Annotated in this window: 6 protein-coding genes; 1 reads left to right on the forward strand and 5 read right to left on the reverse strand. The window is 72.7% G+C overall.

Going from position 1 to position 10505, the window contains the following annotated elements:
* Positions 1 to 164: 164 nt before the first annotated feature.
* The 3 genes from EWV39_RS13585 to EWV39_RS13595 all read right to left on the reverse strand — a co-directional run bounded on the left by EWV39_RS13585 (position 165) and on the right by EWV39_RS13595 (position 4245).
* Positions 165 to 1055, reverse strand: a complete 891-nt coding sequence (locus EWV39_RS13585; protein WP_129661509.1) for a universal stress protein — start codon at positions 1053 to 1055, stop codon at positions 165 to 167.
* A complete protein-coding gene (locus tag EWV39_RS13590) occupies positions 1052 to 2518 on the reverse strand; it encodes a flavin monoamine oxidase family protein (protein WP_129661512.1) in 1467 nt (488 codons plus the stop codon). Before EWV39_RS13590 ends, EWV39_RS13585 begins: the two co-directional genes overlap by 4 nt.
* Before the next feature lie 89 nt (positions 2519 to 2607).
* On the reverse strand, positions 2608 to 4245 hold the full coding sequence (locus tag EWV39_RS13595) for an APC family permease (RefSeq protein ID WP_129661516.1): 1638 nt from the start codon (positions 4243 to 4245) through the stop codon (positions 2608 to 2610).
* Between the two features lie 253 nt (positions 4246 to 4498).
* On the opposite strand from EWV39_RS13595, the gene EWV39_RS13600 reads away from it, so the two are divergent.
* On the forward strand, positions 4499 to 5578 hold the full coding sequence (locus EWV39_RS13600; RefSeq protein WP_129661519.1) for a YdcF family protein: 1080 nt from the start codon (positions 4499 to 4501) through the stop codon (positions 5576 to 5578).
* A 67-nt stretch (positions 5579 to 5645) separates the two neighbouring features.
* Here the strand turns inward: EWV39_RS13600 and EWV39_RS13605 are convergent, their stop codons facing one another.
* Both EWV39_RS13605 and EWV39_RS13610 read right to left on the reverse strand, forming a co-directional pair.
* Entirely contained in the window at positions 5646 to 6995 is a 1350-nt protein-coding gene (locus EWV39_RS13605) for an FAD-binding oxidoreductase (protein ID WP_238148372.1), read from the reverse strand.
* Between the two features lie 41 nt (positions 6996 to 7036).
* Positions 7037 to 10474: an NAD-glutamate dehydrogenase domain-containing protein gene (locus EWV39_RS13610; RefSeq protein ID WP_165313340.1), complete on the reverse strand. Its 3438-nt coding sequence runs from the start codon at positions 10472 to 10474 to the stop codon at positions 7037 to 7039.
* Between the last annotated feature and the right edge of the window lie 31 nt (positions 10475 to 10505).

Below are 10505 nucleotides of genomic sequence, written 5' to 3' on the forward strand. Positions count from 1 at the left end.
CGTCGCGCCACTGGCCCGCGATGAGGATCCCGGTGGGGACTTTGGTCAGCAGCTGATCCACATTGATCGCCATACGATGTTCCGTCCTTTCATGTGCCATGAGACACATCGGCCTCGCTCCAGTTTACCAATATACAAATTTTGTTATCCAGAGCGACGTCGTCCTAAGATCTGCCGACGATCGGCAGCTCGCCGGTCCAGGGCTGATCCGCGGACCCGCCCCGTCCCGGGTGGTAGTCCCGCGGCACCACGACCAGCGGGATGGGCAGGCGCGTCAGGATCTTCGCCGTCGTGGAAGAGAGGAAGAGCTCCCCGCGGCGGGCCAGGCGGGAGGAGCCGGCCATCAGCACGGTCCCCTCGCCCCACTCCACCGACTCCACGGCCTCCGCGACCGAGCGGCCGTGCCCGACGACGACCCGCAGCCGCTCCGGGTCCTCCGGCTCGACGGCGGAGGCGGCCACCATCCCCTCGACCGCCTCGCGCGCCCGCGCCGCCTCGCCCCGGCCGCCCTCGGCCAGGCAGATCAGGCGCACGGGCAGCCCGGTGCGGTTCAGCGTCGCGATGGCCTCCTCCAGCAGGCCCCGGGACTCCGGCTCCGGGCTGACGGCGCACGCGATCTCGGTCAGCGGCGCGGGCTCGTAGCCCCGCGGCGCCAGGATCACGGGGATGCGCGAGCGGTGCAGCAGCGCCCCGCCCGCGCTCCCGACGCCGTGCCGCAGCCAGGGGGTCTCCGAGGAGCCGCCGACCACGATCGCGGCCGCGCCGGAGGTCGCGGCGACCTCCATCAGCCCTGCCGGGGCGTTGACCGAGCGGTGCATCCGCAGCTCGAACTCGACGTCCTCGGGCAACAGCTCGGCGGCCGCCGTCAGCCACTGCTTGGCCTGGTCCTCCAGGAGGATCCCGAAGTTGTCCCGCGGCGCGCTGGAGTACTGGTCGTGGGCCCTCAGGACCACGACCACCTCGAGCACCGCCCCGGTGGCCCGGGCGAGCGCGACGCCGAGGTTCAGGGCGTCGCGCCCCCGCTCGTGAGCGGCGTAGCCGACCACGTACCTCACAGCGAGTCCAGGATGTCCGCCGCCGTCTTGCGGCCCATGCGCACCGCGCCGTCCACGTGCTGGTAGCCCTCCGCGGCGAGGTCCGAGCAGGACCAGTGGATCGGGCCCACCGGCGTCGCCTGGTCCTTGCCGTAGCGGTGCAGGCCGCCCAGGTCGTAGCTGGCAGCGTAGGCCCCGCGGGTCCACTCCTCGGAGCCCCAGTCGGACTCGTAGTAGACCACCGGGTTCTCGGCCTCGGGGCCCAGCAGCTCGGCGATCGAGGCGAGGATCGCGGCGCGGCGGTCCTCCTCGCTAAGCTCGAACATCGCGTCGGCCTTCTCGTCGGAGACGAAGCCGACGAGCGTGCCGCGGGACTCCTCCTCGCCGGTGGCGGGGTCGTGGTTGGTGTTGTCGTAGACCTCCTGGACCAGGGAGCCCGCGGAGAAGCAGGTGCCGGACAGGCCCTTCTCGCGCCAGAACGGGGTCTCATAGACCGCGTGGACCTTGATGACCAGGCCCAGGGACTGGTGCTGGTGCATCTGGTGCTGGCGGCGGGGCAGCGCCGGGACGAAGCTGACGCGCTCGTACAGGTTCGGCGGGACCGCCATGATCGCGCGCTTGGCCTTCACCCGCAGGACCCGGCCCGAGGACTCGCCCGCCTCGGAGAACTCCTCGGCCTCGGCGAGGACGGGGTACTCGGCGTCGTCCTCCTGCCAGCGCAGGACGCGGACGGGGTGGCCGGTGACGACGGCGTCGCCCAGCTCCTCCGCGATGGTCTCCGAGACGGACTGCATGCCGCCCAGGACACGCTGGTCCAGGATGAAGTCCTCGTCCACGAGGTTGGAGAAGGAGCCGGCGGAGGCCGCCATCAGGACCGCCTGCAGCGTCGAGAAGGCGTGGGCCGGCTTGGTCAGCATGCCGCCGGCGACGAACAGGCCGATGTTGTTGCACGCCTCCTCGTCGTCGGACTGCTGGCGCAGCCAGTGGTGGAAGGAGATCGTGTCCAGCTCGCGGGCCTTGGGGTGGGCCCAGGGCTCGGTGGGGCCGATCTCGGCGGCGAGGCCGTCGAGGATGTCGATCAGCCGCTGCATCTCCGCCTCGGTCCGCTCGCCGGCGGGGAACATCTCGCCGGTGTAGCGGCGGACCTGGCCGTCGGCGGAGCGGTAGATGCCCTCGCCCTCGCGGTAGCGGGAGTAGGTCTTCAGGCCGAGCTCGTCGAGCAGGCCGATCAGCGCGGTCTGGTCCGGGGAGACCCACTGGCCGCCGATCTCCAGGAAGGCGCCGTCGATGTGATCGGACCACGTGCGGCCGCCGACCCGCTCGCGGGCCTCCAGGACGGTCACGGTCCTGCCGGCGCGCACCAGGTCGCGGGCGGCGTTCAGGCCGGAGGGTCCCGCGCCGATCACGACGACGTCGCACTCGCGGACGTCGCCGGACCGGGGCGCGGAGGTCTCGGGTGCGGCGGGGGTGGGCGTGGAGCTCATGGTCTGACCCTTTCAGAAAATGAATGGTGTTCTTTTATGGTAGCCGGGCCGTCGCCCGGATGGGAAGCCCGCGCGCGGCGGGCCGCCGGTCACCCGGGGGCGGGCTCGCTGCGCAGGTCGATGCCCTCGCGGAAGAACGCCGGCAGCCTCCGTGAGATCACCAGCATCACGACCAGGCCGAGCAGGATCATCCCAGCCCCGAGGTAGAAGACCAGCCCGATGCCGAAGAGCGAGGAGCCGGAGCCGTAGGAGGGGTCGAAGGAGTCGATGGTGGTGCGGACGAAGAAGACCAGCAGCAGCACCCCGCCCAGCAGCGGCGCGGCGAAGCGGGCCAGGAAGCCCCGGACCGAGCGGAAGGCATCGCGGCGGAAGTACCACGCGCAGGCCAGGGCCGTGAGGCCGTAGTAGTAGCAGACCATCAGGCCCAGCGCCGCGATGGTGTCCCACAGGACGTCCTCGGAGATGAAGCGCATGACGGCGTAGAACACCGCGGCGATCACGGTCGAGGCCACCGTGGCGTAGCTGGGGGTCTGGAAGCGCGGGTGGATCCGCGAGAAGCTCGCGGGCAGGGCCCGGTAGTGCCCCATGGCCAGCATGGTGCGCGCCGGGGAGATCATGGTGGACTGCAGGGAGGCGATCGAGGACATCAGCACCGCGATGGACATCAGCACGCCCAGCGGGCCCAGCACCGGCGTGGCGAGCGCGGCGAAGATGTTCTCCTGGATGCTCGCGTTGGTCATCCCGAGCTCGCCGTCGCCGATCCCCGCGAAGGCCAGCGTCCCGCACGCGACCAGCAGGTACAGGACCACGACGACGCCGATCACCACGATCGCCGCCCGCCCCGGCGTCTTCTCGGGGTTCTTGGTCTCCTCGTTCATGGTCAGCACCGTGTCCCAGCCCCAGTAGATGAACACCGAGAGGGAGACGCCGGCGGAGAAGGCGGAGAAGGAGTCGATGCCGGCGGGGTTGAACCACTCCAGCTGCGGCATCTGCCCGTCGAAGGCGGAGCCGTTGGCGGCACGCACCAGGCCGGTGACGGCGAAGGCGATGAGGACCGCCAGCTGGAAGCCGACCAGGGAGAACTGGAACCTCTTGGTCTCCTGCAGTCCGCGGTAGGAGATCCAGCAGGCGCCGGCCATGAAGACCAGGCAGGTGCCGACGTTGACGGGCACGTTGCGGGCCAGCTCGGCGATCCCGGGGTTGCCCGCGATCTGGGAGATCAACAGGTAGAAGAAGTCCACCGCGATGCCGGCCAGGTTGGACAGCACCAGGATGGTCGCCGCGAGCAGCCCCCAGCCGCCCATCCAGCCGATCCAGGGGCCGAAGGCCTTGGAGACCCAGGTGAACGTGGTGCCCGAGTCGGGCATCGCGTTGTTCAGCTCGCGGTAGCCGAGCGCCACCAGCAGCATCGGGATGAAGCCCACCAGGAAGATCGCGGGCAGGTGGAAGCCCACCACGGAGACCGTGGGGCCGAGCGCGCCGGAGAGCGTGTAGGCCGGGGCGATGGTGGAGACGCCGATGACGGCGGCGCCCAGCAGGCCGATGGTCCCGACGCTGAGGCCCTTGGCGGAGGGGACGGCGTCGGGCCCGGAGTGGGGTGCCGCCCCCGCCCCGGAGTCGACGCCGATGACGACGGAGGATCCGCCGACCTTCCGCACCACCGGCGAGGTGGAGGTGTGGATCGGGACCCGGCTCCCGCCGCCGGGGCGGTCCTGACTGCTGCCCATACGAGGTTCCTCACGTGTGACGATGCGTAAAAACGAACGTAGTTCGTTTATTCCCTGGTGGGAGCCTACGCTCCGATCGGGCTCCTGTGAAGCCCCTCACGTTTCCGGCGCGTTAAATCGCCCCGACATGGCCCGTCCTCCCCCGGGAGGCCGCGGACGGCCGCGACTCGGATAGCATGGCCGTGGCCCATCCGGGGACTCCGTCCCGCCCGCGGCGCCGCCGTGCCCCCGCCCCCGTCGACACGAGGTCCGCGTGCAGCTCGCCGAGTCCCTCCCCTCCTTCGTCTCCCTGCTCCTGGGAGCCGGCGTCCTCGCCTACTGCGTCAGCGGGTTCCGCCGCGCCGGGTACCGGCTGCGGTACGGGATGGTCGCCGTCGTCGGGGCGCTCATGGTGCTCGACGCCGTGAGCTCCCTGCTGGCCGACGTCCGCTGGCCGTGGCTCAGCGCCGTCGTCTCCGTGGCCTCGCTGCTGACGCTGCTGGCGATCTTCGTCGGCTACTTCGTCCTGGCCGTGTTCCTCCTGGTCAACGGCGTCGTGCTGCTGCGCAGGGAGGGCCGGCGGATCTCCAACGCGCTCTCCCTGGCGGCGGGACTGTGGATGGTCGCGCTGCCCTTCGCGCCCTTCCTCGTCCTGCTGGTGGGCCCCCTCGGCGACGCCGGGACGGTCCTGTTCGCGGCCGTCTTCTCCGCCCTCCTGCTGGGCACCGCCTACCTGGGCTTCTGCTTCCTGGGATTCCTGATCTCGGCGGTGGGGTACCGGAGGTTCTCGGCCCGGCTGCACCCGCGCTACATCATCGTCCTGGGCGCCGGGCTGGTGCAGGGGCGGGTGACCCCGCTGCTGGCCGGTCGCATCGGCCGGGCCCTGGAGCTGTACCGCCGCGAGCGCGCGCTCGGCCGCGAGCCGGTGCTGATCCCCAGCGGCGGCCGGGGGCCGGACGAGCCCCGCGCCGAGGGCGAGGCCATGCGGGAGTACATGGTGGAACAGGGGATCCCCCCGGAGTCGATCCTGGTGGAGGACCGGGCCGCCACGACGTCGGAGAACCTGCGCTTCTCCCGCGAGCTGATCGACGCCCCGGAGGCGGAGGTCTCGGTCGTGACGAGCGACTACCACGTCTACCGCGCCGCAATGCTGATGCGCCGGGAGGGGCTGCGGGGCACCGTGACCGGCTCCCGGACCGCCGCCTACTACGTGCCGAGCGCGTTCCTGCGGGAGTTCGCGGCGATCATGGTGATGAACCGCGTCGCGCACCTGGTGGTGCTGGGGGTGATGACGCTCGCCGTGGCGGGGTTCTTCGGGCTCGCCTACGCGGCGGGGGTCAGTGCGGGCGGCTGAGGGCTGCGGCCGCGCGGGCCGAAGGCGCAGGGGCGCCCCAGCCGGTCGGCCGGGCGGTCTCCCACCCCTAGATCCCCCGCCCGGGAGTGAGGATCCCGTGCGGATCCAGCGCCGCCTTGACCGCCCGCTGGGCCGCGAGCGTCGCGGCGTCGAACTGCAGCGGCAGCTCGCGGTGCTTGGCGGAGCCGACGCCGTGCTCCCCGCTGATGACCCCGCCCAGCTCGATCGCCAGCTCGGTGATCCGGTCCACCACGGCCTCGGCCCGCGCCCGGTCCTCCGGGGTCTCGTCGGACTCCACGGCCGGGTGCAGGTTCCCGTCCCCGGCGTGGGCGAGGATGCTGACCCCGCGCCCCGACTCCTCGGCGATGCGCTGCACCCCGCGGATCATCTCCACCAGCTGCGCGACCGGGACGCCGACGTCGCAGTGCACCGCGTACCGCCCCGCCATGAGGGCCCCGTTGGCCAGCCGCCGCGCCTCCATCAGGGCCGTGCCCTCCTGGGAGCCGGTCTCGGCGGCGCCGTGGCGGCGGCAAGTCTCCAGCAGGATACCGGCGTCGCGGGCGGCCGTGGGTCCCACGGTCTGGCCGAGCAGCAGGGCGGCCTCGGGCTGCGGCAGGCCGCTGGGCCGGAAGCGCTCGATCAGCCGCGCGCACACCGCGTCGATCATCTCCAGGGTCTCCGGGCGCGGCGAGGTCGAGACGATCTCGGTCACGGCGCGCCCGGCGGCCTCGAGGTCGTCGAAGCTGGCCATGAACGTCTGCGGCGGCCCCTCCGGTAGCGGCTCGAGCCGCACCGTGGCGCGGGTGATGACGCCGAGGGTGCCCTCCGATCCCACGAACAGCGGGGTCATGTTCAGCCCTGTGGAGTTCTTCAGGGTCCGGGCGCCGGTGCGGATCACGCTCCCGTCGGCCAGCACCACCTCCAGGGCGGCGACGGCGTCGGCGGTGGTCCCGTGCGCGATGCAGCGCAGGCCGCCCGCGTTGGTCGCGATGTTCCCGCCCACCGTGGAGAGGTGGGCGCTGGCCGGGTCGGGCGCGAAGAACAGGCCGTGGGCCTGCGCCGCGCGGTCCAGCTCGGAGGTGATCACCCCGGGCTCGACGTCGGCCAGCCGGTTCGCGGCGTCGATCTCCAGGACGCGGTCCATCGCCTCCAGGGAGACGACCAGCCCGCCCGGATAGGCGACCGCCCCGCCGGACAGCCCGGAGCCGGCCCCGCGCACCGAGACCGGCGTCCGGTGCTCGTCGGCCCAGGCCAGGGCGGCGGAGACGTCCTCGGTGCTCGAGGCCAACACGACGCCGGCCGGCATCCCCTCCGGCTCGGCGAGCGACATGTCCGCGACGTAGGGCTCCACGCCCTCGCCGGTGATCAGCCGCCCGCCCAGCCGGGAGCGGAGCGCGTCGAGCGACACCTCATCCACCGCCGCGCCGCCTCCGCCAGCGTCCGCACCGCCTCCGTCCGTCACGCCATCTCTCGCAGCGTCCGCACGGCCACGGAGAGGGTCGCGAGGTCCACCTGGCGGTTCCCCGAGGCGCAGGCGTCGATCGCCTCCGGCATCTCCTCGGTCAGCCGCCGGATCGCCGGCCGCCGGACCGGGTGGGCCTTCTCCCACTCGGCCAGGGCCCGGGCGGCCTCGGCGGCGTCGCGGGGGCGCTCGAGGCCGGCGTCGTCGTTGTCCTTCGCGACGGCCAGGACCAGCTCGGCGGTCGCCTCGTACAGGTCCATGCGCTGGGCGGCCCGGGCGATCGAGTCCCAGCGGCCCCGCCGCGGCAGCTCCGTGATGGCCAGCGCGATGCGGCGGACCCTGAAGCGCTCGTAGACGGCGAAGTAGAGCAGCGCCGCCTCCCGCAGCGTGTACCCGCTCTCCCGGGCGACGTCGACGACGTCCAGCAGCGACAGCGACTGCCACAGCGAGGCCCAGCGGCCCACCAGCGCCTCGGGCACCTCCCAGCCCTCGGCCCAGCCGGTGCGCTCCCGGATGCTCGCGATGGCGTCCTCCTCCACCAGGTCCGGCAGCTCGTCCACCAGGGAGGAGATCCCGCCGAACCGCTCGAGCACCTCGCGGATCGGGCTCTCGGCCGCCGCGCCGTCCGCCGCCGCGGAGCCGCCGTCCGGATCGGCCGGAGCCTCGCCGCCGGCGAGACCCCGCGAGGTCGCCGCGGCCGCGCTCAGCGTGCCCTCGGCGATGACCCGCCGGACGGTGCGGTCGGTGAACCGCTGCAGGTCCCGGATCACCGCGCGCCAGCCGTCGGGGTCGGCGGTCGGCGGGATCGAGCGGTGCAGCTCCATCAGCTCCCGCAGGCCGAAGATCTCCCGGGCCGCGATGAAGGCGTGCGCGACCGTGGCCGGCGAGGCCCCGGTCTCCTCCACCACCCGGTGGACGAAGACGATCCCGGCGGTGTCCACGATGTCGTTGGCCACCCGGGTGCACACGATCTCGCGGCGCAGCGGGTGCGCCGCGATGCGGTCCGCGTACCGCTCGCCCACGGCCGAGGGGAAGTACTCCAGCAGGATCTGGTCCAGCCACGGATCCGCGCCGAAGCCGCTCTCCATGAGGGAGCGGGTCAGGTCGATCTTGGAGTAGGCGGTCAGCACCGACAGCTCGGGGGAGGTCAGCGGCTCCCCCGCCGCCCGGCGCTCGGCCAGCTCCTCGTCGCCGGGCAGCAGCTCGACCTCGCGGTCCAGCCCGGCGTGCTCCTCCAGGTGCGCCATGAAGCGCTCGGCGGTGTTGCCGGTGGGGCGGGTGCCCAGCCGCTCGGCCTGCAGCAGCACGTTCTGCTCCCGGTTGGTGCGCAGCACCAGGCCGGCCACCTCCTCGGTCTGCTGCTCGATGAAGGCCGCGCGCTCCTGCTCGGTCAGCTCGCCCTCGGCCACCAGGCGGTCCACCATGATCTTCAGGTTCACCTCGCGGTCCGAGGTCTCCACGCCCGCCGAGTTGTCGATCGCGTCGGTGTTCACCAGGATGCCGCGCCGGGCCGCCTCGATGCGGGCCCGCTGGGTCAGCCCCAGGTTGCCGCCCTCGCCGATGACCGCGACGCGCAGCTCCGAGGCGTCGATGCGCAGGGGGTCGTTGGTGCGGTCGCCGGCGTCGGACTGGTCCTCGTCGGTGGCCTTGACGTAGGTCCCGGCCCCGCCGGTGTACAGCAGGTCGACCGGGGCGCGGAGGATCGCGGAGACCAGCTCCGCGGGTGCCAGGCTGCGCACCGAGTCCGCCAGGCCCAGGGCCTCGCGGGCCTCCGGGCTGATCTCGATGGACTTGGCGCTGCGGGAGAAGACGCCGCCGCCGGCGGAGATGACCGAGGCGTCGTAGTTGCTCCAGTAGGCCCGCGGCAGCTCGAAGAGCCGCTTGCGCTCGGCGAAGGAGGCCGCGGCGTCGGGGTTCGGGTCCAGGAAGATATGCCGGGTGTCGAAGGCCGCGACGAGCCGGATGTGCTCGGAGCACAGCATGCCGTTGCCGAAGACGTCGCCCGCCATGCCGCCGATCCCGACGGCGGTGAAGTCCTCGTTCTGGCAGTCGACGCCGCGGGAGGCGAAGTGCCGCTTGACCGACTCCCAGGCCCCGCGGGCGGTGATGCCCATCTCCTTGTGGTCGAAGCCGACCGAGCCGCCGGAGGCGAAGGCGTCGCCCAGCCAGAAGCCGTAGTCCTTGGAGATCGAGTTGGCGAGGTCGGAGAAGGTCGCCGTGCCCTTGTCGGCGGCGACCACGAGGTACGGGTCTTCCCCGTCCAGGGCGACGACGCCGGCCGGCGTCGTCACCGAGGATCCCTCGCCGCCCCCGCCGCTGCGGTTGTCGGTCACGTCGAGCAGGGAGCTGATGAACAGGGAGTAGGCCCGCTGGCCCTCCTCCTGGTAGCCCTCCGGGTCGGCGTCGCGGTCCGGGGCCCAGCGGGGGAAGAAGCCGCCCTTGGCGCCCTGCGGGATGATCACCGCGTTCTTGCTCTGCTGGGCCTTGACCAGGCCCAGCACCTCGGTGCGGAAGTCGTCGGGGCGGTCGGACCAGCGCAGCCCGCCGCGGGCGATCGGGCCGAAGCGCAGGTGCGTGCCCTCCACGCGCGGCGCGCTCACCCAGATCTCGAAGGCGGGACGCGGGGCGGGCGCGGCGGCGATCTCGCGCGGCAGCATCTTCAGGGCGATCGACTCGCGGTCCAGGTAGGCGTTGGTGCGCACGGTGGCCAGGACGGCCTCGGCCATCATGCGCAGGAAGCGGTCCTCCTCGAGGCCGGGGACGCCGTCGAGCGCCTCCCGGACCTCGCCGCGCAGCCGCTCGCGCTCGGCCAGGCGCGCATCGCGGTCACCGTCCCGGGCCGGGTCCAGGCCGGCCTCGAAGATCTCGACCAGCAGCCGGGTGACCGCGGCGTTGCGCAGCAGCGCCCGGGCCATGAACTGCTCGGAGTAGCCGGCCCGGATCTGGAGCAGGTACCGGGTGTAGGCGCGCAGCACGGCGACGGTGCGCCACGGCAGCGACTCGATGAGCACCATCCGGTTCAGGGCGTCCGAGGCCGTGCGGCCGGACAGGACGGCGGAGAGGGCGTCGCTGAAGGTCTCCAGGCTCGCCTCGGCGTCGACGCCGTCGGGGAAGATCACGCCGAAGTCGTAGAGCTGGACGGTCCGGCCGTCCTCGACGCTCACCTGGAGGGGGCGCTGGTCGACGACACGCAGCCCCAGGTCCTCCAGGACGGGCAGCAGCTCGGAGAGGGTGCGCGGGCGCCGCAGGTAGAGGCGCAGCCGCAGGTCGCTCTCGCCGCCGAGCTCGGTGGATGCCTCGCCCTCGCGACGATGGAGGCGGACCGCTGCGGGAGCGGCGTCGTCCCCCGCCAGTTCGTGGAGCGCCAAGGGGTCGACGACGTCCTCGAACGTCTCGTCGCTGATGCTGAACGTGGGCGTGGGCGTGGATGTCACAGGCGGACCTTCCTCGTGGCCGGATGGGGGC

The sequence above is a fragment of the Rothia halotolerans genome (genome assembly GCF_004136635.1).
Lineage (GTDB): Bacteria > Actinomycetota > Actinomycetes > Actinomycetales > Micrococcaceae > Rothia > Rothia halotolerans.

Coding starts and splice junctions, on each gene's coding strand:
- EWV39_RS13590 (WP_129661512.1), bottom strand. CDS start 2,518: ATGAGCTCCACGCCCACCCCCGCCGCACCCGAGACCTCCGCGCCCCGG.
- EWV39_RS13595 (WP_129661516.1), bottom strand. CDS start 4,245: ATGGGCAGCAGTCAGGACCGCCCCGGCGGCGGGAGCCGGGTCCCGATC.